This is a genomic window from Loktanella salsilacus, from assembly GCF_024206795.1.
Taxonomy (GTDB): Bacteria; Pseudomonadota; Alphaproteobacteria; order Rhodobacterales; family Rhodobacteraceae; genus Loktanella; species Loktanella salsilacus.
This window is the reverse complement of the sequence record NZ_CP072994.1, coordinates 2579202-2604000: the sequence shown is the minus strand read 5'-3', so window position 1 is coordinate 2604000 and position 24799 is coordinate 2579202. Positions and strand designations below refer to the sequence as shown.

Annotated in this window: 26 protein-coding genes; 16 read left to right on the top strand and 10 right to left on the bottom strand. The window is 61.9% G+C overall.

From position 1 onward, the window contains the following. Positions 1–68: 68 nt before the first annotated feature. A complete protein-coding gene (locus tag KBW81_RS12675) occupies positions 69–500 on the bottom strand; it encodes a DUF1493 family protein (protein ID WP_254247411.1) in 432 nt (143 codons plus the stop codon). Positions 501–502: 2 nt separating this feature from the next. Further along, positions 503–2149: an electron transfer flavoprotein-ubiquinone oxidoreductase gene (locus tag KBW81_RS12670; RefSeq protein ID WP_254247410.1), complete on the bottom strand. Its 1647-nt coding sequence runs from the start codon at positions 2147–2149 to the stop codon at positions 503–505. Positions 2150–2366: 217 nt separating this feature from the next. Here KBW81_RS12670 and greA point away from each other — a divergent pair, with 217 nt between their 5' ends. From greA to KBW81_RS12630, 8 genes are all read left to right on the top strand, one after another. Then, positions 2367–2837 (top strand): transcription elongation factor GreA, encoded by a 471-nt coding sequence (gene greA / locus KBW81_RS12665; protein WP_090187076.1) that lies wholly within the window; start codon positions 2367–2369, stop codon positions 2835–2837. Beyond that, positions 2838–3833 (top strand): hypothetical protein, encoded by a 996-nt coding sequence (locus KBW81_RS12660; RefSeq protein ID WP_372805440.1) that lies wholly within the window; start codon positions 2838–2840, stop codon positions 3831–3833. Position 3834: 1 nt separating this feature from the next. Beyond that, complete coding sequence (locus tag KBW81_RS12655) at positions 3835–4767, top strand: AEC family transporter (protein ID WP_254249065.1); 933 nt, start codon at positions 3835–3837, stop codon at positions 4765–4767. Positions 4768–4840: 73 nt separating this feature from the next. Further along, on the top strand, positions 4841–5668 hold the full coding sequence (gene fghA / locus KBW81_RS12650; RefSeq protein WP_254247409.1) for an S-formylglutathione hydrolase: 828 nt from the start codon (positions 4841–4843) through the stop codon (positions 5666–5668). 22 nt (positions 5669–5690) lie between these two features. Further along, positions 5691–6134, top strand: coding sequence for a YaiI/YqxD family protein (locus KBW81_RS12645; RefSeq protein WP_090187069.1), 444 nt, complete (start codon positions 5691–5693; stop codon positions 6132–6134). Between the two features lie 3 nt (positions 6135–6137). After that, positions 6138–6770 carry an HAD family hydrolase gene (locus KBW81_RS12640; RefSeq protein ID WP_254247408.1) on the top strand — a complete coding sequence of 211 codons (633 nt, stop codon included), beginning with the start codon at positions 6138–6140 and terminating at the stop codon, positions 6768–6770. Then, on the top strand, positions 6767–7675 hold the full coding sequence (locus tag KBW81_RS12635) for an ornithine cyclodeaminase family protein (protein WP_254247407.1): 909 nt from the start codon (positions 6767–6769) through the stop codon (positions 7673–7675). Before KBW81_RS12640 ends, KBW81_RS12635 begins: the two co-directional genes overlap by 4 nt. A gap of 39 nt (positions 7676–7714) precedes the next feature. Next, positions 7715–8611, top strand: coding sequence for an alpha/beta fold hydrolase (locus KBW81_RS12630; protein ID WP_090187062.1), 897 nt, complete (start codon positions 7715–7717; stop codon positions 8609–8611). Here KBW81_RS12630 and KBW81_RS12625 read toward each other — a convergent pair. After that, positions 8608–9846 (bottom strand): MFS transporter, encoded by a 1239-nt coding sequence (locus tag KBW81_RS12625; protein WP_090187058.1) that lies wholly within the window; start codon positions 9844–9846, stop codon positions 8608–8610. The genes KBW81_RS12630 and KBW81_RS12625 overlap by 4 nt on opposite strands. A gap of 94 nt (positions 9847–9940) precedes the next feature. On the opposite strand from KBW81_RS12625, the gene zapE reads away from it, so the two are divergent. Continuing rightward, positions 9941–11005 carry a cell division protein ZapE gene (gene zapE, locus KBW81_RS12620; RefSeq protein WP_254249064.1) on the top strand — a complete coding sequence of 355 codons (1065 nt, stop codon included), beginning with the start codon at positions 9941–9943 and terminating at the stop codon, positions 11003–11005. A 172-nt stretch (positions 11006–11177) separates the two neighbouring features. Here the strand turns inward: zapE and KBW81_RS12615 are convergent, their stop codons facing one another. The 5 genes from KBW81_RS12615 to KBW81_RS12595 form a co-directional block, all read right to left on the bottom strand. Then, entirely contained in the window at positions 11178–11735 is a 558-nt protein-coding gene (locus KBW81_RS12615) for a hypothetical protein (RefSeq protein WP_090187056.1), read from the bottom strand. Between the two features lie 124 nt (positions 11736–11859). Beyond that, positions 11860–13149: a bifunctional folylpolyglutamate synthase/dihydrofolate synthase gene (locus KBW81_RS12610; protein ID WP_254247406.1), complete on the bottom strand. Its 1290-nt coding sequence runs from the start codon at positions 13147–13149 to the stop codon at positions 11860–11862. Beyond that, the gene (accD, locus tag KBW81_RS12605) at positions 13146–14078 is read right to left on the bottom strand and encodes an acetyl-CoA carboxylase, carboxyltransferase subunit beta (RefSeq protein WP_254247405.1); all 933 of its coding nucleotides are present in this window, start codon (positions 14076–14078) and stop codon (positions 13146–13148) included. The genes KBW81_RS12610 and accD overlap by 4 nt, the downstream gene beginning before the upstream one ends. 57 nt (positions 14079–14135) lie before the next feature. Beyond that, the gene (locus KBW81_RS12600; protein WP_254247404.1) at positions 14136–15026 is read right to left on the bottom strand and encodes a CPBP family intramembrane glutamic endopeptidase; all 891 of its coding nucleotides are present in this window, start codon (positions 15024–15026) and stop codon (positions 14136–14138) included. After that, positions 15023–15889 (bottom strand): CPBP family intramembrane glutamic endopeptidase, encoded by an 867-nt coding sequence (locus tag KBW81_RS12595; protein WP_254247403.1) that lies wholly within the window; start codon positions 15887–15889, stop codon positions 15023–15025. Before KBW81_RS12595 ends, KBW81_RS12600 begins: the two co-directional genes overlap by 4 nt. A 129-nt stretch (positions 15890–16018) precedes the next feature. On the opposite strand from KBW81_RS12595, the gene ilvD reads away from it, so the two are divergent. The 7 genes from ilvD (at position 16019) to KBW81_RS12560 (ending at position 23302) form a co-directional block, all read left to right on the top strand. Next, positions 16019–17782 carry a dihydroxy-acid dehydratase gene (ilvD, locus tag KBW81_RS12590; RefSeq protein WP_090187042.1) on the top strand — a complete coding sequence of 588 codons (1764 nt, stop codon included), beginning with the start codon at positions 16019–16021 and terminating at the stop codon, positions 17780–17782. Positions 17783–17786: 4 nt separating this feature from the next. Then, positions 17787–18407, top strand: a complete 621-nt coding sequence (locus KBW81_RS12585; protein WP_254247402.1) for a dihydroxy-acid dehydratase — start codon at positions 17787–17789, stop codon at positions 18405–18407. 79 nt (positions 18408–18486) lie between these two features. Then, positions 18487–19260: a DUF6478 family protein gene (locus KBW81_RS12580; protein WP_254247401.1), complete on the top strand. Its 774-nt coding sequence runs from the start codon at positions 18487–18489 to the stop codon at positions 19258–19260. A 15-nt stretch (positions 19261–19275) separates the two neighbouring features. After that, positions 19276–19650: a hypothetical protein gene (locus KBW81_RS12575; protein ID WP_090187035.1), complete on the top strand. Its 375-nt coding sequence runs from the start codon at positions 19276–19278 to the stop codon at positions 19648–19650. 64 nt (positions 19651–19714) lie between these two features. After that, entirely contained in the window at positions 19715–21739 is a 2025-nt protein-coding gene (locus KBW81_RS12570; RefSeq protein ID WP_254247400.1) for an NADPH-dependent 2,4-dienoyl-CoA reductase, read from the top strand. Between the two features lie 194 nt (positions 21740–21933). Continuing rightward, complete coding sequence (locus KBW81_RS12565) at positions 21934–22839, top strand: LysR family transcriptional regulator (protein WP_090187029.1); 906 nt, start codon at positions 21934–21936, stop codon at positions 22837–22839. Between the two features lie 124 nt (positions 22840–22963). Next, complete coding sequence (locus KBW81_RS12560; RefSeq protein ID WP_254247399.1) at positions 22964–23302, top strand: VOC family protein; 339 nt, start codon at positions 22964–22966, stop codon at positions 23300–23302. Here the strand turns inward: KBW81_RS12560 and KBW81_RS12555 are convergent. Next, positions 23299–24234, bottom strand: a complete 936-nt coding sequence (locus KBW81_RS12555) for an OmpA family protein (protein WP_254247398.1) — start codon at positions 24232–24234, stop codon at positions 23299–23301. The two genes, KBW81_RS12560 and KBW81_RS12555, sit on opposite strands and share 4 nt — an antisense overlap. Continuing rightward, complete coding sequence (locus KBW81_RS12550) at positions 24231–24797, bottom strand: peroxidase-related enzyme (RefSeq protein WP_411914390.1); 567 nt, start codon at positions 24795–24797, stop codon at positions 24231–24233. The genes KBW81_RS12555 and KBW81_RS12550 overlap by 4 nt, the downstream gene beginning before the upstream one ends. Between the last annotated feature and the right edge of the window lie 2 nt (positions 24798–24799).

Genomic DNA, 24799 nt, shown 5'->3' with positions numbered 1-24799 from the left:
AACATGCGCAATCACGTGGGGGTCACAGGGGCTTGAACGGGCGGACCTTTGCCCGCCCGGTCGTGCGGCTACAAGTTGGAATACTTCATTAGAAGTAGAATTATGGCGCCTGCCGAAACCAGTGCAATCAATCCAGCCTGAAAAATGCGGGACCGTAACGTGATGCGGATCGTATGTTCTGGATAAGGATAATGCCATTTATGCTGTTCTGCTGCGTGAACCAGCATGTCGACGCTTACAGGCACAAAGGGAATTTCCTTCCCCTCAGCGTCGACGGGAAACACGCGGCGATGACCGGGAGGCTCGTCACCGATATAATGGAAAACATCATTAAATGTCGAAATGTCGACGTCGAACGCCTCTGAAAATGCGACGATTAGTTCACCGCCGTCATCCCCCTCGTAACCATTTCCGCGAAAGATATCGGCGCTGTTGATCCGATCAGGTTTTTTGCCTGTATGCAGGACCAACAGCTCGATAATATTAGCGCGCAAATCCATGCTTACATGTTGGGATAGTTCGGGCCGTCGCCGCCCTGCGGGACGGTCCAGTTGATGTTCTGGCTGGGGTCCTTGATGTCGCAGGTTTTGCAGTGGACGCAGTTCTGAAAGTTGATCTGGAACTTCGTGTCCTCGCCCGTGCCGACGAATTCGTAGACACCCGCCGGGCAATACCGGGCAGAGGGGCCGGCATATTCGGGCAGGTTCACGTTCACCGGGATCGAAGGGTCCAGCAGTTTCAGGTGCGCGGGCTGGCTTTCTTCGTGGTTGGTAAAGGAAAACGCGACGTTGGTCAGGCGGTCGAACGACAGTTTGCCATCCGGCTTAGGATAGGTGATCGGCGTGTGCTTGTCGGCTTTTTCGGTCGCTTCGGCGTCGGATTTACCGTGGCCAAGCGTGCCCAACAGGCTGAAGCCCATCGTATTCGTCCACATGTCAAAGCCGCCAATCGCAAGCGAAGGGAACAGGCCATACTTGGACCACAACGGTTTGACGTTGCGGACTTTTTTCAGGTCTTTGCCGACGGGGCCGGATTTCAGCTCTTTGTCGTAATCGGTCAGCGTGTCGCCGGACCGGCCTGCCTTGATCGCGTCATGGGCGGCCTCTGCTGCGTGGATGCCGGACAGCATGGCGTTGTGGTTACCCTTAATGCGGGGCACGTTCACAAGGCCAGCAGAGCAGCCAAGAAGCGCGCCGCCGGGGAATGCGGTCTGCGGGATCGACTGGAAACCGCCTTCGGAAATCGCGCGCGCGCCATAGGCGACGCGTTTGCCGCCTTCTAGCAGTTCAGCGATCATTGGGTGATGCTTGAAGCGCTGGAATTCCATGTAAGGGAACAGATAGGGGTTTTTGTAGTTCAGGTGGACGACAAAGCCGACATAGACCTGATTGTTATCAAGGTGATAGATGAACGATCCGCCGCCAGCATTCTTGCCCAGCGGCCAGCCCATCGTGTGCGTGACGGTGCCGGGCTTGTGCTTGGCGGGATCGATTTCCCAGATTTCTTTCATGCCAAGGCCGTATTTCTGCGGCTCGGAATCCTTCGCAAGGTCGTATTTCGCGATGACCTGCTTGGACAGCGACCCGCGCACGCCTTCGGACAAGAAGACGTATTTGCCCAGCAGTTCCATCCCAGGCTCGTAGCCCGGACCTTCGCTGCCGTCGGCGTTGCGGCCAAATTCACCGGCAACGACACCGGCCACGCGGCCGTCTTCGCCCCAGACCAGTTCGGAACACGACATGCCGGGGAAGATTTCGACGCCAAGCGCCTCTGCCTGTTCGGCCATCCAGCGGCAGACGTTGCCCATCGACACGATATAGTTGCCGTGGTTGTTCATCAGCGGCGGCATGGGGAAGTTCGGCACGCGGATTTTGCCCGCTTCGCCCAGCAGATAGAAGTTGTCTTCTTTCACGGGCACGGTGATCGGCGCGCCGCGTTCTTTCCAGTCGGGCATCAGGCGATCAAGGCCGCAGGTGTCCAGCACGGCGCCGGACAGGATATGCGCGCCGACTTCTGACCCTTTTTCCAGCACGACGACATTCAAATCGGCATCAAGTTGCTTGAGCCGGATCGCGGCCGACAAGCCTGCCGGGCCTGCGCCCACGATGACGACGTCGTATTCCATTGCTTCGCGCTGCGTATCGGCCATGGTCGTAACCCCCTCTGACGGTCGTGAAATTATGTTGCTGACCGGGTTACAGGACACCGGCTTGCCCGGCAATCACGACACCACGTTAAATTGGCACAGTCTAGAAGCAACTGCCCGCGCAGGACATACGGTCGCGTCTTGCGCTTGACTTTGCACTGCCCCAATACGGTATGAACGTCCGATTGATGCAACCTGCCGCCAAAGGGGCCCCACGCACATGGAAAAGATCCCGCTGACCGCAGCTGGCTATAAAAAGCTGGATGAAGAGCTGAAGCACCTGAAGTCGGTGGAGCGCCCATCGATTATTCGCGCGATTTCCGAAGCGCGCGAGCATGGCGACTTGTCCGAAAACGCCGAATACCATTCCGCCAAGGAAAAGCAGTCCTTTATCGAAGGCCGCGTGAAAGAGCTGGAAGGCGTTATTTCGCTGGCTGACGTGATCAACCCGGCCAAAATGTCGGGCACTGTGAAATTTGGTGCGACCGTGCATCTGGTGGATGAAGACACCGATGAAAAGAAGGTCTTTCAGATCGTTGGCGAATACGAGGCCGACATCGAACAGGGCCGTCTGAACATGAAATCCCCGCTGGCCCGTGCCTTGATCGGTAAGGACGAAGGTGACAGCGTCGAAGTGCGCACACCCGGCGGCGATAAAGCCTACGAGATTACAAAGATCGAATTTAAATAAGTGGCGAGCGGACCCATGGCCCAAGGCCAGCGCAATACTGTATTCGTGAATGATACTGGCCTGACCACGGTCGAGCTGCTGGCCATCGGCCTAAGCGCGGTCTGGGTCGTGGCTGTGGGTTTGTTTGCGTTTTTCATGCCGGCCGCGCCTGTAGGGGCGGGGCCGTTGCAGATTCTTGTGCTGATTATGGCGGTTTTCCTGCCCGTCGCGATGTTTTGGGTGGCCGCAACCGCCGCCCGCACGACCCGCGTGATGAAGGACGAATCGGCCCGGCTGCAGGCTGCGGTGGACGCGCTGCGCGCCGCCTATGTTGCGGACCGCAAAAGCAGCGCCGCCGCCCCCACGGTCGAGGCGAAGCTGAACGAGATCGCGCAGACGGCGCGCAAGACAGAATCGACGCTGGCGACCTTCACGACCTCTCGGGATGCGTCAAAGCCGAAGGTCACGATCACCTCGGTGCGCCAGGTGGGGTCCGACAACCAAGCGACGTTGGCGCTGGGCACGCAGGCCGAAGACACCGCGCCGCCATTGCCGCGCATTGATTTCATCCGGGCGCTGAACTTTCCGGACAACGACAAGGACGTGCCGGGCTTTGACGCGCTGCGCCGCGCGCTTAAGGATCGGACGGCCCGCCAATTGGTGCAGGCTGCGCAGGATGTGCTGACGCTGCTGTCCCAAGACGGCATTTACATGGACGATCTGACGCCGGACCGCGCCCGGCCCGAGGTGTGGCGCCGCTTTGCCATGGGCGAGCGGGGCCGGTCGATGGCCGCGCTTGGCGGGATCCGCGACCGCAGTTCGCTGGCGTTGTCGGCAGGTCGGATGCGCGAAGATACGATTTTCCGCGATGCCGCCCACCATTTCCTGCGGCTGTTCGACAAAGGCTTGGTGAATTTCGAGCCTGAGGCGAGTGACGAGGAAATCGCGCAGCTTGCCGATACCCGGTCTGCCCGCGCATTTATGGTGCTGGGCCGGGTGACGGGGGCGTTTGACTGACGTGCTGGCCATCTTCCTGCAAACCCTGCCGTTTTTCGCGATCATCGGCCTTGGCTATGGCGCGGGGCGCACGGGGTTCTTCTCGGAAGAAGCCACCGCCTATCTGACCAAGTTCATCTTTTACTTTGCCCTGTCGGCGCTGTTGTTCCGGTTTTCCGCGAACCTGACGCTGTCAGAGGTGTTCGATCTGTCCTTCGTGCTGGCATACCTATGCGGCACCGGCGCGATCTACATCCTTGCCACTGTCGTCGCGATGATCCGCAAGCTGTCCATCGCAGAAGCCGCGGTCGAGGCGCAGGTCGCGGTGATCGGTAACGTTGGCTTTCTGGGCATTCCCATGCTGACGCTGCTGCTGGGGGCCGATGCGATCGGGCCGAACATGATGGTGCTGTCGGTCGATTTGATCGTTTTTGGCAGCCTGATTGTGATCTTGATCACCGGCAGCCGCGATGGGCGGCTGCATATTGGCGTGCTAAAAACCGTGGCGATGGGGTTGATTAAGAACCCGATGATCGTGTCCATCGTTTTGGGCCTGTCCGTGTCCGCCTTTGCCCTGCCGATCCCTAAGCCATTGAATGAATTCGTGTCGATCCTTGGCGGGGCCGCGACCCCCGGTGCGCTGTTTGCCATTGGGGCATCGCTAGCCACCAAATCGGCAGAGCGGATGTCGGTCGCGCTTTGGCTGTCCACCTGCAAACTAGCGCTGCACCCGGCGTCCGTGGCGTTCTTTGCGCTGGTGGTTTTCGACGTCGACACCTACGCCGCTGGTGTGATGATCGCGGCGGCGTCGCTGCCCGTTGCTGGCAACGTCTATATGCTGGCGCAGCATTACCGCGTTGCGCCGACGCGGGTATCGGCGGCGATTTTGGTGTCGACGGCGCTGAGCATTCTGACGGTATCGGGCGTCATCGCACTGGTCACGCATCTGCCGTAAGGCCTGCGGCGCGGGCTTCACAGCCGGGCGGGACTGCGGTAGCCCTAAAGCGACCAGTTGAGAGGCGATTGCCATGGAAACCAAATCCACAAACCGCTGCTTTGGCGGCACCCAAGGCGTTTACACCCACGCCAGCGCGGCCACGGGCACCGACATGACCTTTGCCCTGTTCCTGCCAGAGGAAGCCGCCACTGGCCCAGTGCCGCTGCTGTGGTTTCTATCCGGCCTGACCTGCACGCATGAAAACGCCATGACCAAGGCTGGTGCCCAGCAATGGTGCGCGGCGCAGGGTATTGCGGTCGTGTTCCCCGATACATCCCCGCGCGGGGAAGGCGTGGCGAATGACGACGCTTATGACATGGGGCAGGGCGCCGGGTTCTATATTGACTCGACCGAAGACCCGTGGAAACCGCATTTCCAGATGGAATCCTATATCACCCGCGATCTGACCGATCTGTTGGCGGCAGAGTTTCCGCTGGATATGGACCGCCAAGCCATCACGGGCCATTCCATGGGCGGGCATGGCGCTCTGACGCTCGCGATGAAGCATCCGGGGCGCTATCGTTCCGCCTCTGCTTTCTCGCCGATCTGCCACCCGGCGGCGTCGGATTGGGGGCGCAAACAGTTCACGGGGTATCTGGGCGCGGATGCGGATTGGACGGGGCATGATGCGACCCTGCTGATGCAATCCAAAGGCTTTGATGGACCCCTTCTGGTGGATCAGGGCACGGACGATCAGTTTTATGATTTGCTCAACACCTCCGACTTTGCCGCTGCTTGTGCGCAGCGCCGTCAGGATGCGACGATCCGTTTACAAAAGGGTTACGATCACAGCTATTTCTTCATCGCGTCCTTTATCGAAGAGCATGTCGATTTTCATGCGCAGGCGCTTTACGCATGATCGTCGGCACGAAGGGGCGCACATGATTTACGTCGACGCGGATGCTTGCCCGGTAAAGGCGGAAATTGAACGCGTCGGCACCCGTCACAAGGTGCAGATGTTTGTCGTATCAAACGGCGGCATTCGTCCGTCGCCCAATCCGCTCGTGCAGACCATCGTGGTGCCGGACGGGCCTGACGTGGCCGATATGTGGATCGCGGACCGCGCCACAAAAGGCGATGTCGTCATCACCGGTGACATCCCGTTGGCCGCCCGCTGCGTTGAAAATGGCGCGCAGGTGCTGAAACATAACGGCGAGCCGCTGACGACCGCGAATATCGGCAACGTGCTGGCCACGCGCGATCTGATGGCCGATATGCGCGCCGCCGATCCGTTTCGGCAAGGCGGCGGCAAGCCGTTTTCCAAGGCCGACCGATCCCGCTTTCTTGACGCCCTCGAACGCGCGCTGCGCGCAGCCAAAGGATAACCCATGCCCGTCACCGCCACCGTCAAAGCCGTCGTGTTCGATATCGGCAATGTCCTGATCGAATGGCAGCCAGAGCGTTTCTATGACGCCCAAGTCGGCGAGGCGCGTCGCCGCGATATGTTCGCAGCCCTAGACTTGCACGGCATGAACGACGGCGTGGACCGGGGCGAGACGTTCATCGACGCGGTCACAGATTTTGCCGCTGCAAACGCCAAATATCACGCCGAAATCATGATGTGGCACGACAACTGGGCCGATATGGCCAGCCCGTCGATCCCCCATTCTGTGCGCCTGCTGCATGCCCTGCGCGCGGATGGCGTGCCGTGTTTTGCGCTGTCGAACTTTGGCATCCAGACCTTCGAGATTGCCGAGGAGCGCTATCCGTTCCTGAAAGATTTCGACCGCCGCTATATCTCTGGCCATATGGGCGTCATCAAGCCGGACGCAGAAATTTACCAGATGCTAGAGGATGATTGTGGCACCGATCCGAAGGGCCTGCTGTTCACCGACGACCGCATCGACAATATCCGCGCCGCTGATGCGCGCGGTTGGCAGACACATCTGTTCGACGGCCCGGCGGCCTTTGCCGCGCGGCTGGTGGCAGAGGGTCTGCTGACGCAGGAGCAGGCACAATGACCCGCACGATCCCCTTTGAAGCGCAGCAGCATCTGGATTGGCTGGCGCTGACGGACGCACTGGCCGCCGGACATGATCTGCCGCCTGCTAAGGTCGAGGATGTGTTCCTGTATCAGGGTGACAACACCCTGCTGAACCGGTCCGCATGGATCGCGGGGATGGGGGTGCTGGTCAAAGCGGCGACAATTTTCCCCGGCAACCCGGCAAAGGGCAAGCCGATGGTCGGCGGCGCGGTCAACCTGATGTCGGATGATGATGGCAGCCTGCAGGCGATCCTTGATTTCGCGCTGGTGACGAAGTGGAAGACAGCGGGCGATAGTCTGCTGGCGGCGCGGCGTCTGGCGCGGCCTGATAGCCGCAACATCCTGATTGTCGGGGCAGGGACCGTGGGGCACAGCCTGCTGGCCGCCTACGGCGCAGCCTTTCCGGATGCAAAGTTTACCGTCTGGAACCGCTCGCCTGCTGGCGCAGAGACGTTCGCGGCGCAAAACCCCGGTGTGCAGGTCGCAAGCGATCTGGAAACGGCGGTGCGCGCCGCCGACATCGTTACCAGCGCCACCATGTCGACGGTGCCGATCATCATGGGCGACTGGCTGCAACCGGGGCAGCATATCGACCTGATTGGTGCCTACCGTCCTGACATGCGCGAAGCTGATGATGCCGCGATCCTAAAATCGCGCGTCTTTGTCGACAACCGCCACACCACGATGGAACACATTGGGGAATTGAAGGCACCGCTGGCCAGCGGCGTCATCACCCCCGCCCATGTGATCGCGGATTACTACGAATTGTCGTCTTTTCAGCGCCGCACAGATGACGAAATTACCCTATTCAAGAATGGCGGCGGCGCGCATCTGGACCTGATGACGGCCGATTACATTTTAAGGGCTGTTGCTGATGCTTGATTTCATCCTTCCCAACACGCAATCCGGGCGGGCTGCATCATGATCGCCGCCTTTATTCTGGGGCTTCTGGCCGTCTTTGCCTTTCTGCCGATCTATTACGAATCCAAGCGCCAACCGGCCAGCGACGCCGCCCGCAAAGCAGCCCCTGGCCAGATGGCGACCTTGACGCAGGGCGAGACCTATATTCGCTGGTATGGCCCAGTGCGCGGCCCGGTGATTGTGGCTGTGCATGGGCTGACCACGCCTTCGCAGGTCTATGATGCCTTGGCAGAAGAGTTGGGCGCGCTGGGTTACCGCGTGCTGGCCTATGATCTGTATGGGCGCGGGCTGTCGGACGCTGTGCGCGGGCCGCAGGATACGGCGTTTTTCCTGCGCCAGCTGGATGATGTGCTGACGGATCAGAACATCGGCGATGACGTGACCCTGATGGGCTATTCCATGGGGGGCGCGATCGTGTCCGCCTTTGCCGCGGCGCAGCCGCACCGGGTGGGGCGGCTGGTGCTGCTGGCCAGTGCGGGGCTGAAGATCAATGAATCGTCCTTTTGGCAGATCGCCCGCCGCGTGCCTGTCCTCGGCGATTGGCTGGTCGGTACCTTTGGCGCAAACCGGGTGCTGGCAGACATCGCGCCGGGCAATCCGCTAGAGGCCATGCAGCGTGCACAACTGAACCAGCGCGGCTATTTGGCGGCCGTGCTGTCCAGCCGGCGGCATTTCTTGATGGAAAGCCAAGAGGATGCGCTGCGCACTATCGGACGAGAGGATATTCCCGTCACCGCGATTTGGGGCGGTCAGGATCAGGCGATCCCGCTACAGGCGCTGGGGCTTATGGCGCAGTGGAACCGCAATACGGTGCAGGATGTGGTGCCGGGCGCGGGACATGCCTTGCCCCGCAGCCATGCGGCAGAGATCGTGAATATCCTGCGCCAAAAGGACTAGGCGGGCACCAGGTCTATCCGGCGTTCGCGGATCGGCAGGTGGACGATGGCGCTAAAGGCGCCTACGCCCACGCCGATCCACCACACGGCTGTATAGCTGCCAAAGGCGTCATACAGCCGCCCGCCCAGCCAGACGCCCATAAAACTGCCCACTTGGTGCGAGAAAAAGACGATGCCATACAGCGTGCCCATGTAACGCAGCCCGTACAGATGCGCGACAAGGCCAGAGGTCAGCGGGACCGTGGCTAGCCACAGGCTGCCCATCGCGAGGCTAAAGATGATGACCGTCGCAGGTGTCATCGGCATCAGGATAAATGCCGCCGCAACGACCGTGCGCGCGGTATAGATGCCCGCCAGTAGATATTTGCGCGGGAACCGCTTACCTGCCCAGCCTGCCATCAAGGTGCCGCCGATATTCGCCAGACCGATCAGCGAAATCGCAACGGCACCCAAGGTGCTTGTCGTGGTAATCCCAAGCCCGGCAAGGATGCCGCCGGCCATGATCGGCCCGCAAATCTCGGTGATGAAGGCGGGAAAATGGGCGGTGATAAAGCCAAGCTGATAGCCGCAGGAAAAGAACCCGACAAAGATCATCGTAAAGGACGGATCGCGCAGGGCACGGGTCAAAATCGTGCCCATGCTTTCCTCAAGCTCTGCCTTGGATGCGGGGGCAGGGCTGCGCATCATCGGCAGCACGGCCAGCGATGACAGGATCAGCGCGGCGAAGACGACAAAGACCGACTGCCACGACATCAGCGTTAGCAAAAATTCCGCCAGCGGCGCGCCAAAGACTTGCCCCGCCGATCCCGCCGCTGTTGCGACGGCAAGCGCCATGGACCGATTGTCGTCACTTGCCGCGCGGCCCACGACGGCCAGAATAACGCCAAAGCCTGTGCCCGCGATACCAAAACCAACCAGAATTTCCGTCATTTGCGCCGCGAGCGGTGTCGTCGCCCCGGCTGACAGCACAAGGCCGATGGCATAGAACAACGCGCCAAGGATGATCGCCTTGCGGTCGCCCATGCGTTCGGCAATCGCGCCAAAGAACGGCTGGCCGAAACCCCAAGCAAGGTTCTGGATCGCGATCGCAAGGCTGAACTCTGCCCTTGGCCAGCCGAATTCGGTCGCAATCGGGATCTGAAAGACACCAAAGGAGGCCCGGATCGCAAAGCCTGTCATGATGATGACGCAGCCTGCAATCAGGACCGGATTAATCAAGGGCGTGCGCTGTTCCATGGGCCACGTTGAAGTCGCGCCGCGCGAATTGTCAATCGCACGCGCAGGCCCTAAGTCATGCCCCATGAATATGCCCCAAAATATGCGCCAGAATATGACAGTGACCGAGGCCTACGCGGCCGCCGTAACCGAAGGCCGCCTGACCCGCGATCCCGCGCAGCAGGGCGTGCTGCCCGAACTTGACCGCATCCGCACCGCGCTGGCCGCGCCGGTCAAGACGGGGCTGTTCCGCAAAGCGCCGCCGCCGGTGCCGGGGCTTTATATGTGGGGCGGCGTGGGGCGCGGCAAATCAATGCTGATGGATCTGGCCTATGCGCAGATCGACGTGCCTAAGCGGCGCCAGCATTTCCACGCCTTCATGCAATGGGTCCACGCTGAAATCGCCGAGGCGCGCAAGACAGGCGTGAATGACGCGATTAAACCCGTCGCCGCTAAGCTGATCGCCGACATCCGCCTGCTGGCCTTTGACGAGATGCAGATCACCGACATCACCGACGCGATGATCGTGGGCCGCCTGTTCGAGGCGCTGTTCGCCGCTGGCGTCACGGTGATCACGACGTCAAACCGGCCCCCTGATGATCTGTATAAGGATGGTCTGAACCGGCAGCTGTTCCTGCCTTTCATTGCCCTACTTAAGGACCGGATGGTGGTGCACGAGCTGGCCGCCGATACGGATTATCGCCAAGGGCGGCTGGCCGGGACAGAGACCTATTTCACCCCCGCCGACGCCGACGCGCGCGCGCGGATCAAGGCGATCTGGGACGATATTAGCCATGGGATCAGTGAACCGCTGACCCTGCGGATCAAGGGCCGCGATGTGGTGCTGCCGCAGTTCCATAACGGCGTGGCGCGGGCCAGTTTCTTTGACCTGTGCGGCAGGCCGCTGGGGGCGGCTGATTACCTTGCGCTGGCCGACGCGGTGCGGGTGTTGATCCTAGAGGACATTCCGTCCCTGGGCCGCGACAATTTCAACGAGGCAAAGCGCTTTGTGACGCTTGTTGATGCCCTTTACGAGGCGAAGACCCGGCTGATTTGCTCTGCCGCGGCCGCGCCAGAATTTTTGTACCGCGAAGGCGAAGGGTCGTTCGAGTTCGAGCGCACCGCAAGCCGCTTGCGCGAGATGCAAGCCGAGGGTTGGGGCGTGGATGAAACGGCCTGAGGTAAATTCTACGTGATTACGGACACTTAACCAGATCAATGTCGGGATGTAAAAAAGGCAGGTCAAATGACCTGCCTTTTTTCCCTGCCCCTGCTCGCCGAAGGATGCGGTGGTTGATCCACCCGTTCTCTTCTTTGGTTGATGAGACCTTAATGTGTGAGGTGATTCGGGGTCAATCCCCTGATTCGCGAATCGGTGATTTGCTGGTAAGAATCGCTGTGCTGCAGTCCGGCGTGACGGGCGAAAACGTCGCCATCAGGGGCGTCGCAGGGTCGATGCTGCTGGCCTGAATATAGGTGCCGTTGACGCAGATATCCTGCGCGTAATTGCCAGAGTTAAACCCAAACCCGGGGGACCCGCAGTCGATCACATCGCCATTCGCATTCCAGCCCTGTGAATGCGGCCCTTGAAAGCTGCCGCCCGTCAGAAACGCCATTTGCTGCGGATCAAATCGCATGTGCCAAGTCGTGCCCGCAGCGGCCTGCGACATGTCCCAGGCCCCAAGGAATTTGCCCTCATAATAGCCAGAGATTTTGAACCGGGTTACATCGTCTTGGGTGACGATAGGTGCGTGCATCTGGTCGTCAGGCAACTGCATCCGGCCCGTCATGGTATAGCCGCCGGCGCCGATCCAGCAGAAATTCAGGTTTGCCGCAGTCGCGCTGACGGGGGCAAAGGCTGCAATAAGGACGGCAAAAAGCGGGGTCGTGCAGGCGGCGTTGCGGGGCATATCGGGGTCCGATGAGGTGATGCGTAGTTCTAGCAAAATACGCGGTGCCTGTGAATCCTAAACCCTAACAGATCGTTAATGCGCCACGAGGCAAAGGGCGGTGTTCAGGGGCGCGGCTGTCGGGCTAAACCGGCCCGCCGCTGCCGTTGAGCCGCAGCACATGCCCTGCCAGATAAAGCGAGCCGCAGATCAGCACCCGCACCGGGCCGCGGGCGGATAGGGCGCGCAAGGCGGTCTGCACGTCGGGGGCCGTGGTGGCTGCAATGCCGGCCTCTGCCGCAATACGCGCGGTCTCATCCGCCGGGATCGTTGCCGTTTCGCCGGGGATGGATACGGCGGTCAGGGTGATCGCCTGCTGCGCAAGCGGCGTCAGGTAGCCGGTGATGTCTTTGGTATTCAGCATGCCGCAGATCAGATGGGTCGGCTTGGGCGGCAGTCCATTCAGCGTCTGCGCCAGCATGCGTCCGGCGGCAGGGTTGTGGCCACCGTCCAGCCACAGCTCTGCCGGGGCGGCCAGATCGACGAGGGTGCCTTGCGTCAGGCGCTGCATGCGGGCGGGCCAGCTGACGCGGGTCACGGCGGCTTCGCAGGCCTCCTCTGCCTGATCGCCGGTCAGGTGGCGCAGGGCGGCGATGGCCATGCCAGCGTTGCCGATCTGATGCGGGCCGGGCAGGACGGGCAGGGGCAGGTCCAGAAGCCCGCGCTCGTCTTGATAAATCAGGCGACCACGTTCTTCGCTGACCTGCCAGTGCTGACCGTGCGCCAGCAGGGGCGCACCCAGACGCGCGGCGCGGTCTTCGATGACCTCTAGTGCAGCGTCATGCTGCGGGCCGACGACGCAAGTCACGCCGCGTTTGATGATGCCCGCTTTTTCCGCAGCAATCAGCGGCAGGGTGTCACCCAGAAAGCTTTGGTGATCCAGATCGACGGGGGTGATGACGGTCAGCGCGGGTGTGTCCACAACATTGGTCGCATCCAGCCGCCCGCCCAGCCCGACTTCGAGCAAGGTGTAATCCGCGGCCGTGTCGGCAAAGGCCAGCAGGGCGGCGACAGTCGTAATTTCGAAATAGGTAATCGGCACGTCGCCGTTGGTCTGCTCCACCCGGTCCAGCAGTGCGGTCAGATCGGCTTCATCAATCAGCTTGCCTGCCAGCCGGATACGTTCGTGAAACCGCGCAAGGTGGGGCGAGGTATAGGCGTGCACGCTTTTGCCGCGCGCCTCTAGCCCGGCGCGGATCATGGCCTGCGTGCTGCCCTTGCCGTTGGTACCCGCGATATGCACCACGGGCGGCAGACGATCCTGCGGATTACCAAGCTGTTCAAGCAGTTGCCACACGCGGTCCAGTGTCAAATCGATCACCTTTGGATGCAGCGACATCATCCGGGTCAGGATGATGTCAGAGGTTTGCGTCACGGCTTTACCGGCGTCTTTTCTGCGCCCTCAAGCGCATGACTGTCGATATGCGGCGGGGGCAGATCGCCAGCAACGGCGGGAGGAAGCTGCATCAACATGCGGATGATGGTCGTCAGTTCATCCTTTAGATTGGTACGCTTGGTCACGCGGTCCAGCATGCCGTGGTCCAGCAGATATTCGGCGCGCTGGAACCCTTCGGGCAGCTTTTCACCGATGGTCTGTTCGATCACGCGGGCCCCGGCAAAGCCGATCAGCGCGTTGGGTTCAGCAATCTGCACATCGCCAAGCATGGCGTAAGACGCGGTGACGCCGCCCGTTGTGGGGTGAGTCAGCACGACGATGTAAGGCAGGCCCGCTTCTTTGAGCATTTGCACGGCGATCGTGGTGCGCGGCATCTGCATCAGGCCCAGAATGCCTTCTTGCATGCGCGCGCCGCCAGCGGCGGAAAACAGCACCAGCGGGCGGCCCAGTTTCACGGCCTCTTCTGCGGCGGCGACGATGGCGTTGCCGACATACATCGACATCGATCCGCCCATAAAGCTGAAGTCTTGCACAGCGGCCACGATGGGCGTGCGGGTGATTTCGCCTGTGGCGACCAGCATGGCATCACGTTCGCCGGTCTTTTTTCGGGCGTCTTTCAGGCGGTCGGTGTATTTTTTCTGGTCGCGGAATTGCAGCGGGTCGGTGACTGGTTCCGGCACCTTCACTTCGGTGTAAATGCCGCCGTCGAACAGGGCGGTCAGCCGGTCGCGGGCGGTGATCGGCATGTGGTGGCCGCAGTTGGTGCAGACGTTCAGGTTGTCCGCCAGTTCGCGGTGGAACAGCATGGTGCCGCACTCTGGACATTTCGTCCAAAGGTTGTCCGGGACTTCGCGCCGCGAAAACAACGAGTTAATCGTTGGGCGGACGTAGTTCGTGATCCAGTTCATATGCGACACCTTTTTACCTTACGGCACTGATTTAGGCCGGGCCGCGCGCGAATGCAATCAGGCCCTGACCGCGACCCGCGCCGCCAGCCACATCACCAGCACGCCTAATGCCGCATAGGCCAGATCGACCAGCGTCATTGGCGACAAAAGCGCGGCGATGCCTGCGGTGTTTTCGATATAGGCCCCTTCGGGCAGCACAAAAAGCGTCAGACCGGCGCCGGGCTGTCCGGCAAAGCCAAGGATCAGGGCCGCAAACAGGTTATTGCCCAGATGCAGGCCAATCGCCGCGCCAAGGTTGCCGGTGCGGGCGGTCAGATCGGCGCAGGCCGCGCCCAGCATAGCGGCCCAGACGGCCCAAAGCGCGCCTTCGGCCAGCCCTGCGCCATTCAGCAGGTGGCTAAACCCGAAATAGACCGACGGGATCACCAGCCAGACCCGCCGGCGCAGATCGACGGCGGCCAGTTGCTGGGTCAGGTAGCCGCGAAAATAGACCTCTTCCGTGGTGACTTGCAGGGCGATGGCAAGGAAGGCCGGGGCCAGCCAGCCCAGCCAGTGGCCGAGCGGCGCGCGCGTCAGAAACTCTGCATCCCCGGCCAGATCAAAGGGTTGCTGGATCAAAAGCACAAGGCTGACCGCCAATAGAACGCGCCGCAGATCGCGCCAGAATGCGGGGCGCGGGCCAATCAGACTGCCCAGACCGCGTTTGTGCAGCAGGCGCACCAGAATAAGGATGATGATCAGATCAAGGCCGAAGCCCGCGTAATTCAGCACCTCGAGCAGGGCGTCGGGCCAGCGGTCATCAATGAACGGAGAGACAAGCAGCGGGGTGATGGCAAAGCCTGCCTCGAACCCCATCCAGACGAGAAACACGCGCCAGACATCCGTGCGCGCGCGGGCGGGGCGGATAAAGGCCAGCAGCGGCAGATAGGCGTCGGGCAGGGACTTCATGCGCGGGCCATAAGGATGCGGCGCAGGACCAGCCAGACGCCAACCTGCGTGATCAGATCGGTGATAATCGGCAGCGGCGGCATATCGGTGATCGCATAGGGCGTCGCGTTCAGGGCAAAAGCATCCATCTGCCCCATATTGCCCAGCACGATCATCAAAAAGGCGTTGTTCGCAAAATGCCAACCCCAAGCCGCGCCGATGTTGCCGCTGATCCGCGTCAGGTCGGCCCAAGCAAGGCCGGTGAAGCCGATCATCACGATCACTAGCAGATTGAGCGATCCATTGGTCGCGCTGTCCCAATGCAGCACGGCAAACAGCACCGGCGGCAGGGCGAACCAGATCAGCGGGCTGCGAAACCGCGCGGCAAGCTGTTGCAGGATGTAGCCGCGAAACACGACCTCTTCGGTGCCGGTCTGGACCAGCACCAGCAGCGCGGCCCATGGGAGCCACGACAGCACGTGGGTCAGCGAATGCACGGGCACCGCGTCATAGACAAAGGCCCACAGGCACAGGTTCAGCCCTTGGGCGACAGCAAAAACGCCTAAGGCCAGCCCGAAATCGCGGATCACGCGGGGCAGGGGGCCGAAAAGGGTCAGCGGCGATCGCGCATGTAGCAGCCAAGCCGCCAGCGCCGCCCCGGCTAATGCGCCCGCAAAGGTGCCCATCATCAGCGACATCGACAGGGTCGTCGTACCCTCCCACGCGACATCGCCGGGCATCGGCGGAGCATTGGAAAAGGCACCGATGACCACGGCGGCATAGACCGCAACAATCAGCGCAAGCCCCAGCAAAAGCCGCCACAGGGCCGGGCGGGCGCGGGCAGGGGCGGCAAAACCTGCAAGGGCATCGGTATAAAATGGCATCGCGCGTCCTGATCGCTTGGTCCAGACCGACATGACGGCCAGATGTGTCCCGCGCAAGACTTTGCATTGCGACTTGTGTCGCGGGGGCGGCCAAATTAGACCGTTCGTAACACGAAAGGATCATTTTCCATGGCAACGAACCGTCCCGACAAATCCAAACTGCCCAGCCGTCACGTCACAGAGGGGCCAGAGCGCGCGCCGCACCGGTCCTATTACTACGCCATGGACCTGACCGCAGAAGATATCGCCCAGCCCTTCGTCGGCGTCGCGACCTGCTGGAACGAGGCCGCGCCTTGTAACATCGCGCTGAACTGGCAGGCCCAGTCGGTCAAGCGCGGCGTCAAAGAAGCGCACGGCACGCCCCGCGAATTCACCACCATCACCGTCACCGACGGCATCGCGATGGGCCACGAGGGCATGCGCTCTTCGCTCGCATCGCGCGAAGCCATTGCCGACTCGGTCGAACTGACGATGCGCGGTCACAGCTATGACGCGCTGGTCGGCCTTGCGGGTTGCGACAAATCCCTGCCGGGCATGATGATGGCGATGATCCGCCTGAACGTGCCATCTGTATTCATGTACGGCGGCTCTATCCTGCCGGGCAAAGTGCCCGAGGGTGCGAACGTCCCCGCCGACTTTGCAAGCCGCGACCTGACTGTGCAGGACATGTTCGAGGCCGTCGGCCGCTATCAGTCCGGCGAAATGACGGACGAGCAGCTGGCGATTCTGGAACGCGTCGCTTGCCCCTCTGCCGGTGCTTGCGGTGGCCAGTTCACCGCCAACACCATGGCCTGCGTGTCCGAGGCCATCGGCCTTGCGCTGCTGAACTCGTCCGGCATGCCCGCACCGTTCAAGGATCGCGCCCAGTACGGCGTGGCGTCTGGCCACGCGGTGATGGAGCTGATCGCCAAGAACATCCGCGCCCGTGACATCGTCACGCGCAAATCGCTGGAAAACGCAGCCCGCGTCGTGGCGTGTACCGGTGGTTCCACCAACGCTGGCCTGCACTTGCCTGCAATGGCCCATGAGGCTGGCATCGATTTCGACCTGTGGGACGTCTGCGATATCTTTAAGGACACGCCTTATTTCGTCGACATGAAGCCCGGCGGCCAAGCGGTTGCCAAGGATCTGTATGACGCTGGCGGCATCCCTGTCGTGATGAAGGAACTGCGCAAAGCAGGCCTGATCCACGAAGACTGCATGACGTCCTCTGGCCGCACCATTGGTGAAGAGCTGGACATGATCCAAGGCGAGCCCGACGGCAAGGTCATCCACTTCATCGACAACCCGATCACCAAAACCGGCGGCGTCGTCGGTCTGCGCGGCAACGTGGCCCCTGACGGCGCTATCGTAAAGGTCGCTGGCATGACCGAAGAGCAGCAGGTCTTTACCGGCCCCGCCCGCGTGTTCGAGAACGAAGAAGAAGCATTCGCGGCCGTCAAAGCGCGCACCTACAAAGAGGGTGAAGTGCTGGTTATCCGCAACGAGGGCCCCGCTGGCGGCCCTGGCATGCGCGAAATGCTGGCCACGACGGCAGCCTTGTCCGGTCAGGGCATGGGCAAGAAAGTCGCGCTGATCACCGACGGCCGCTTCTCTGGTGCGACCCGCGGGTTCTGCGTTGGCCACGTTGGGCCAGAGGCCGCACGCGGCGGCCCGATTGCCTTGCTGCAAGATGGCGATCTGATCACGATCAACGCCTTGACCGGCGAGCTGTCGGTCAATGTCTCGGACGAGGATATGGACAAGCGCCGCGCCGCTTGGGCAGGCCCGCGTCCGACGATGTACGAATCCGGTGCCATCTGGAAGTTTGCCCAGCTGGTCGGCGGGGCCCGTCAGGGCGCTGTCACCCATCCCGGCGCGAAGGCGGAAAAGCACGTCTACATGGACATTTAAGTCTATGTGGCACCGTCTGTTCCTTGGCATCATCGCGGCGGCCGCCTTGGCCGCCTGCGAGCCGGTGCCCGATCTGTCCGGCCCGCCCACCACCACGGTGCGGCTGGCCGGCGCAGTCACCTTGACGGGGCCAGCGGGCTATTGCGTCGATCCTGTCGTCACCAAGCCGCGTCAGGGCTTTGCCCTGCTGGCGGCCTGCGCGGCGATGACGGCGGATGAAACCGACGCCTATCCTGACCTGATCGCGCTGATTACGGTACAGGTTGGCGCGGACGGCAGCGGCGCTGTTGCGGGGCAAGAGGACGCCTTTGGCGCCTTCATGGAAACGCCGCAGGGCGCGGCGCTGCTGTCAGCCTCTGCCATTGGCGGACCGATTGCGGTGCGGGTCACGCAGACTGCGCCCAACACCGTCGCGGTCTATACCGAAGACATCGCAGATCCCGGCATCAGCGGCACGCAGAAACAGGCGTGGCGGCTGTTTACGGACGTGCGCGGACGGCTTGTCACCATCACGGTGCGCGGGCTAACAGACGCGCCGCTGTCGCAATCCGCATCGCGTGCGTTGCTGGATGCGGTTGTCACGGCGTTGCACAGCGCCAACGATTTGCCATCCTCGGCCACGTGACCGCGGGTGGCTGTTCCCTTTCGCGGTGCAATTTGCCAAATAGAATAAAAGCAACTTTGACACAGGCTAGGCCAACCACATGGGGCGATTGACCGACGGTGTGATGAATGCAGTGCTGCACGCCCGCGTGCTGCGCCGCTGGTCGCGTGCCGCGCGCAAGGCCCCGACGGCCGAACTGCAAGCCCTGCGCGTCCAGCGCCAACAGGCGCGCGGTCTGTCGTCGCGTCTGGCCGAACTGATCTATGTCGCGGACAGCCGCCTTGCCCTGCCGCGCATCGGGTCCAACGCCTTTGCCCGCCCAGGCGGCACGCTGTGGTCGTGGCGCCCGCAGGTCTGGCGCGGACCGCTGCCGCGCAAGGGCATGACTGCCGTGGCCAGCCGCACCGAACTGGGCGACGAAGTCACGCTGTTCCATGACTGCAAGGTTAGCGAACTGACCCTGCGCCAGCTGCGCAATACGCGTGAAGAGGACCTAGCCCCCTTTGGCATGCGGCTGGACGTGTTCGGCTTTGACGGCTCGTTCCTGTCGCTGGTGCTGGACCTGCCGCCAGAGGCGATCCTTGGGATGACTCGCAAGCAAATCCTGCGCGTTGACACGATTGTGGAGGTCGAAAAGCCGATCGAGATTTTCGCCCGCCTGAACATCAAACACGGTCCCAACACCGAAGTCATGGTGCAGGAATTGCCCCGCACGCGCGGCGAGGCGGTGGTGGAATTCGACCTCGCCTATTGCGACCTGAACGAAAAACGGATCGAAAAAGCGTGGCTGGACCTGATCTTTGAAGGGCCGGCCATGAACCAGATCACCCTGCGCGATGTGACGATGTGCCGTTATCCGCGCGCCGAAATCTAAGCCAAAGGGGCCGCAATGTCTGACCTGATCCTGACAAAAACCCGGCTGATCGGCGGCGTCTGGCACGGCATCCTAAAAGGGGCCACGTCAGAGCCAAAGCTGATCCTGACCCATAAGGGCGAAGTCGTCACCGGATTGACGCTTGCCGCGCAAGACGATGGCACATGGGACGTAGAGGCCGCAGTGCCGATGCAGCGGCTGGCGGACGGGGTGCAGACCTTTGTGATCTCTGACGTGGCCACAGATGCCGTGCTGGCCAGTTTCGCCTTTTTGGCCGGGGATGCGCTGTCCGAAGATATCCGCGCGGAAATGGATCTGCTGCGCGACGAGCTGGATATGCTGAAACGCGCGTTCCGCCGTCACTGTGTGGAAACCGCCGCCGAAGAGTGACGCCGCGTTGGGGGTGACGCCGCCGCCGCGCTTCGTCAGATTGCACCGCAGGGAGGCCACCAACATGACCAAATATCCGCACCTTTTGTCGCCACTAGACCTTGGCTTCACCACGCTGAAAAATCGCGTGTTGATGGGGTCGATGCACACCGGGCTAGAAGAAACCCGCGACTGGAACCGCGTCGCTGAATTCTACGCCACCCGCGCGCGCGGCGGCGTTGGCCTGATGGTCACTGGCGGCATGGCCCCCAGCAGCGAAGGCGGCGTGTTTCCGGGTGCCGCTGGCCTATTTAACGACGACGACATCGCCAACCACCGCATTGTGACGGACCGGGTCCATGACGCGGGCGGCAAAATCGCGATGCAGATCCTGCATGCGGGCCGCTATGCTTATGGCCCCAAATGCGTTGCGCCCTCGGCGATTAAATCCCCCATCTCTCCCTTCGTGCCGATCGAGCTGGACGCGAATGGGATTGAGAAGCAGATCAGCGATATGGTTACCGCTGGCGTGCGGGCGCGGGCTGCGGGCTATGACGGCGTCGAAGTCATGGGCTCTGAAGGGTATTTCCTGAACCAGTTCCTTGTCACGCATACCAACAAGCGCACCGACGAATGGGGCGGCAGCTATGAGAACCGCATGCGCCTGCCGGTCGAGGTGGTGCGCCGCGTGCGCGAGGCTGTCGGCCCCGATTTCATCATCATCTATCGTCTGTCGATGATCGACCTGATCCCCAACGGCTCGACCTTCGACGAAGTCGTGCAACTGGCCAAAGCGGTCGAGGCAGCGGGCGCGACCATCATCAATACGGGCATCGGCTGGCACGAAGCCCGCGTGCCGACGATTGCGACATCGGTGCCGCGCCGCGCCTTTGCATGGGTCACCAAAAAGCTGATGGGGCAGGTGAACATCCCGATCATCACGTCCAACCGTATCAACACGCCGCAGGTCGCCGAAGACGTGTTGGCCGATGGCTGCGCAAATATGGTCAGCATGGCGCGTCCGTTCCTGGCCGATCCCGATTTCGTGGCCAAGGCCGCTGCGGGCAAGGCCGACACGATTGCCCCCTGCATCGCCTGCAATCAAGCCTGCCTTGACCACACCTTTGGCGGCAAGATGACCTCTTGCCTTGTGAACCCGCGCGCATGCCATGAAACCGAACTGACGCTGCCGCCCGTGGACGCGGCGCAAACCGTCGCCGTTGTCGGCGCTGGGCCTGCGGGCCTGTCAGCGGCGCTTGCGGCATCGAGCCGCGGCCATGACGTGACATTGTTCGATGCCGCTGACGATATCGGCGGGCAGCTGAACATGGCGCGGCAGGTGCCGGGGAAAGAGGAATTCCACGGCCTTGTCGACTGGTATCGCACCAGCGTCGCCAATTCGAATATCACCCTGCGCCTTGGCACCCGTGTCGCGGCGGCTGATCTGGCGGGCTTTGATCATGTCATCGTCGCGACTGGCGTGCTGCCCCGTGATCCCGGTATCCCCGGCCAAGACGGGCCGAACGTGGTGAACTATGTTGACGTCTTGCGCGGCAAGGTGCCTGTGGGCGAACGGGTCGCAATCATCGGGGCAGGGGGCATCGGTTTCGATGTTGCCGAATACCTTGTGACTGGCGACAGCCCGACGCTTGATCTGCCCGCATGGATGGAAGAATGGGGCGTCACTGATCCCGGCACGCAGCGCGGCGGTTTGGCCCCAAAAGGGCCAGAGCCGGACGCGCCCGTGCGGCAGGTCACGCTGTTGCAGCGCAAGGCGACCAAGGTCGGCAAAGGGCTGGGCAAAACGACGGGCTGGATCCACCGTGCCGCGCTGCAAATGAAAGATGTCACCATGATCGGCGGCGTCAATTATGAGCGTATCGACGCAGATGGCCTGCATGTCAGCTATGGCGAGGCGCGGGAAAACCCGACGCTGATCGCCGCCGACACCATCGTGCTTTGCGCAGGTCAGGTGTCCGAACGCAGCCTTGCCGATGATCTGGCCGCCATCGGGATCCCTGCCCATGTCATCGGCGGCGCTGATGTCGCGTCAGAGCTGGATGCGAAACGCGCCATCGACCAAGGCACCCGTCTGGCGGCGACGCTTTAACCCTTTTTTGACGCCTTCGCGTTGATAAGGCTACACAAATTGAAACAACCGGTCCGTGCAAGACCCGCACCGGTTGTTTCGCCCCCCGCATCAGTGCGCTGCAAAACCCCCTTATTGTCAGGCCATCGCCCCAGTCCTGCCGTGATTGACGGCCAAACACGCATCAAGAGTTTTTGAAGCGTTAGGACATTGGCATGGATCGCCTTACCGAAATGGAAGCCTTTGCCACCGTCGTGGATCAAGGCGGTTTTACTGACGCAGCCAAGAAGATGGGGATTTCAAAGTCCGCTGTCTCCAAACACGTCTCCTCGCTCGAGGCGCGCTTGGGTGCCCGTCTGTTGAACCGCACGACCCGCCGGGTCAGCCCGACGGAAATCGGCCTTGCCTACTATGACCGGGCCCGCCGCGTGCTGAACGACGCAGGAGAGGCGGACGCCCTTGTCACATCCATGCAATCGGCGCCGTCCGGCTTGCTGCGCATTTCTGTCGCGACGGATTTTGGCGTAAACCATCTGTCGCCGGTGCTGGGGGATTTCCTGTCGGAATTTCCAGATATCACCGTCAACATGGTGCTGAATAACCGCTTTGTTGAGCTAATCTCCGAAGGTTTCGACATGGCGATCCGGATAGGAGAGCTTGAGGACAGCACACTGCGCGCCCGCAAGTTGACCGATACCACGCGGCGCATGATCGCCTCTCCGGGGTATTTCGCAAAGCATGGCCGCCCTGAAAAGATCGACGATCTGAACGATCACAAGCTGCTGCATTATTCCAACGCTGCGAACTCTGCCGTGTGGAAGCTGACCGCGCCGTCGGGTGAAAAGCGCCAAGTGCGCACCGCAGGCTGGCTGACCGTGAACGACGGCCAATCCTTGCTGAACGCCTGCGTTGGCGGCCTTGGTATCGCTTACCTGCCCAGCTTCCTTTACGGCGACGCGCTAGCGAAGGGCTTGGTTGAAGAGGCTATTCCCGATCTGCCCGTGGAAACCCAAGGCATCTATGCGGTCTATCCGCCGGGCCGTTTCACCCAGCCCAAGGTCCGCGCCTTCATTGATTTTCTGGTCCACGCCTTCGCCGACAAAGGTCCCGAAGCCTGGTAACCACCCCCGTTTCTGCACCGGAGCGTCCCGCTCCTACCTTACGCGGCCCCATTGTGGGCCGCGTTTTTTCTTTGTCCAACGGGCGCAGGGTGCCACAATCCGGGCAACCAAAAGGAAGCCCGCCATGTCCGATTTCCCGACCCGCATTGACTATGTCGAACTGTCCTCGCCCAAGCTTGAAGACACGCAGGCGTTCCTGACCAAAGCCTTCGGCTGGTCCTTTATCGACTACGGCCCCGATTACCGCGACGTGCAGGACGCCGGCCTTGGCGGCGGCATTGAACGCGGCGAAGTGCGTGCGCCGCTGGTAATCCTATATGCCGACGATCTAGAGGCCGCCTTGGCCCGCGTGAAAGACGCAGGCGCAACCATCACGAAAGAGATTTTTACCTTTCCCGGTGGTCGCAGGTTTCAATTCCTCGAACCGGGCGGCACGGAAATGGGTGTCTGGACGAAACTTTAATCAATCGGCCCGGTGACAACAGCCTCGACCCGGCGGTTCGCCTCGCGCCCTTCGGGCGTCAGGTTGCTGGCGATGGGCGCAAGATACCCCATGCCCGCAGGCGTCAGCCGTGCGCGGGGGGCACCGTAGTCGGCCACCAGCCGTTCGATCACCGCTGCGGCGCGACGTTTCGAAATCGCGATATTCCCATCAAGGCCGCCACTGCTGTCGGTATGGCCGACGATGCTGATCGTCTGATCGGGGTTCTGCGCCATGTAATCCGCCAGCGCTCGCAGGGCGGGCATGTCAGTATCCATCAGGGCCACGGCCCCAGTTTCAAACGCGACACCGTCCAGCAGGGCATGGCCCGTATCTGTCAGCGCCTGCGCCAGATCACCAGTCGGCGCAGGCGCGGCGGCGCGGGCCGTGGGGGCATCGGCGGCGGTCAGGGCGGGGGCATCGGTGCCCGTCGGCACAACGCGGATGATCTGCACAAACCCTGCTTGCGGCGTGCGGCTGACCATCAGGCTCACCGCGCGGGGGCCATCCGCGCCTTGCCGAATCGCGGATAAAAAACGGTAATCGTTCAGGTCCACCTGCATCGCAGGCGCGGGCGCGATGGGCGTGCCAAAGCGGAAATCGAAACCGCCGCATTCCAGCGTGTCGCATTCGAAAATCACCTCGTACCCCGCCGTGCGCAGCTGTTCGCGCAGGGGACGCATCAGTTGCAGGCTAGCCAGCCCGCTGGCTGCGACGCGCCAAACCTGCCGCGTCATCGCGCCCTCGACCGTGCGGGTCGGCACAGTGGTGCCGTCCCACGCACCCGTGGGCAGCGGATAGCTGTCCAGCGGCACGTTCTCCTCGACCTCGATCGCGGCGTTGCCGGGCAGGGTTAGCACCTGCGCAGACAGCGCAGCGGGCCACAGCAGGATCAGGCAAAGGCTGCGGATCATCGCGCCTGTGCGTGGTATTCGGGGTTGGGCCGCATATCGGTGGCGGATGCGACGCGGTTGGTCATGTTAAAAAAGGCCGCGACCGATGCGATGTCCCAGATGTCCCGGTCGTCAAAGCCCGCGTCGCGCAGCGCTTGGCGATCCGCCTCGACAATGCGGGCGCTGTCCACGGTCAGCTTTTCCGCAAAGGTCAGCATCGCGGTTTGCCGCGCATCCAGATCGGCGGCGCGCCAGTTCATCACCATCATTTCCCCCAGCGCGGGATCGCCGGACAGCTGCCGCACAGCGGCCCCGTGGGCGGTCAGGCAGTAAAAGCACTTGTTGATCGACGACACCGCGACTGCGATCATCTCGCGCTCTAGCTTGCTTAGGCCGGAATTTGCCAGCATCAGATCGTTGTAAAGCCCTGTAAAGGCGTCCAGTTTTGCCACATCGAAGGCATAGGCGCGCAGCACGTTCGGCACCATGCCCAGCTTGTCCTGACACACATCAAAGTATTTTTGTGTCGCAGGCGGCAGCGGGTCCACCTGCGGCAGATCAAGGGCGGTGGGGCGGCCTGTCATGG

What these genes read in the sequence shown, in the direction of transcription:
- KBW81_RS12640 (WP_254247408.1), top strand. Translation starts at nt 6,138, where the DNA reads ATGCCCGTCACCGCCACCGTCAAAGCCGTCGTGTTCGATATCGGCAAT.
- ilvD (WP_090187042.1), top strand. Translation starts at nt 16,019, where the DNA reads ATGGCAACGAACCGTCCCGACAAATCCAAACTGCCCAGCCGTCACGTC.
- KBW81_RS12565 (WP_090187029.1), top strand. Translation starts at nt 21,934, where the DNA reads ATGGATCGCCTTACCGAAATGGAAGCCTTTGCCACCGTCGTGGATCAA.
- KBW81_RS12645 (WP_090187069.1), top strand. Translation starts at nt 5,691, where the DNA reads ATGATTTACGTCGACGCGGATGCTTGCCCGGTAAAGGCGGAAATTGAA.
- KBW81_RS12560 (WP_254247399.1), top strand. Translation starts at nt 22,964, where the DNA reads ATGTCCGATTTCCCGACCCGCATTGACTATGTCGAACTGTCCTCGCCC.
- KBW81_RS12600 (WP_254247404.1), bottom strand. Translation starts at nt 15,026, where the DNA reads ATGAAGTCCCTGCCCGACGCCTATCTGCCGCTGCTGGCCTTTATCCGC.
- KBW81_RS12580 (WP_254247401.1), top strand. Translation starts at nt 18,487, where the DNA reads ATGGGGCGATTGACCGACGGTGTGATGAATGCAGTGCTGCACGCCCGC.
- greA (WP_090187076.1), top strand. Translation starts at nt 2,367, where the DNA reads ATGGAAAAGATCCCGCTGACCGCAGCTGGCTATAAAAAGCTGGATGAA.
- accD (WP_254247405.1), bottom strand. Translation starts at nt 14,078, where the DNA reads ATGAACTGGATCACGAACTACGTCCGCCCAACGATTAACTCGTTGTTT.
- KBW81_RS12555 (WP_254247398.1), bottom strand. Translation starts at nt 24,234, where the DNA reads ATGATCCGCAGCCTTTGCCTGATCCTGCTGTGGCCCGCTGCGCTGTCT.
- KBW81_RS12630 (WP_090187062.1), top strand. Translation starts at nt 7,715, where the DNA reads ATGATCGCCGCCTTTATTCTGGGGCTTCTGGCCGTCTTTGCCTTTCTG.
- fghA (WP_254247409.1), top strand. Translation starts at nt 4,841, where the DNA reads ATGGAAACCAAATCCACAAACCGCTGCTTTGGCGGCACCCAAGGCGTT.
- KBW81_RS12575 (WP_090187035.1), top strand. Translation starts at nt 19,276, where the DNA reads ATGTCTGACCTGATCCTGACAAAAACCCGGCTGATCGGCGGCGTCTGG.
- KBW81_RS12670 (WP_254247410.1), bottom strand. Translation starts at nt 2,149, where the DNA reads ATGGCCGATACGCAGCGCGAAGCAATGGAATACGACGTCGTCATCGTG.
- zapE (WP_254249064.1), top strand. Translation starts at nt 9,941, where the DNA reads ATGACAGTGACCGAGGCCTACGCGGCCGCCGTAACCGAAGGCCGCCTG.
- KBW81_RS12570 (WP_254247400.1), top strand. Translation starts at nt 19,715, where the DNA reads ATGACCAAATATCCGCACCTTTTGTCGCCACTAGACCTTGGCTTCACC.
- KBW81_RS12615 (WP_090187056.1), bottom strand. Translation starts at nt 11,735, where the DNA reads ATGCCCCGCAACGCCGCCTGCACGACCCCGCTTTTTGCCGTCCTTATT.
- KBW81_RS12595 (WP_254247403.1), bottom strand. Translation starts at nt 15,889, where the DNA reads ATGCCATTTTATACCGATGCCCTTGCAGGTTTTGCCGCCCCTGCCCGC.
- KBW81_RS12625 (WP_090187058.1), bottom strand. Translation starts at nt 9,846, where the DNA reads ATGGAACAGCGCACGCCCTTGATTAATCCGGTCCTGATTGCAGGCTGC.
- KBW81_RS12675 (WP_254247411.1), bottom strand. Translation starts at nt 500, where the DNA reads ATGGATTTGCGCGCTAATATTATCGAGCTGTTGGTCCTGCATACAGGC.
- KBW81_RS12585 (WP_254247402.1), top strand. Translation starts at nt 17,787, where the DNA reads ATGTGGCACCGTCTGTTCCTTGGCATCATCGCGGCGGCCGCCTTGGCC.
- KBW81_RS12635 (WP_254247407.1), top strand. Translation starts at nt 6,767, where the DNA reads ATGACCCGCACGATCCCCTTTGAAGCGCAGCAGCATCTGGATTGGCTG.
- KBW81_RS12550 (WP_411914390.1), bottom strand. Translation starts at nt 24,797, where the DNA reads ATGACAGGCCGCCCCACCGCCCTTGATCTGCCGCAGGTGGACCCGCTG.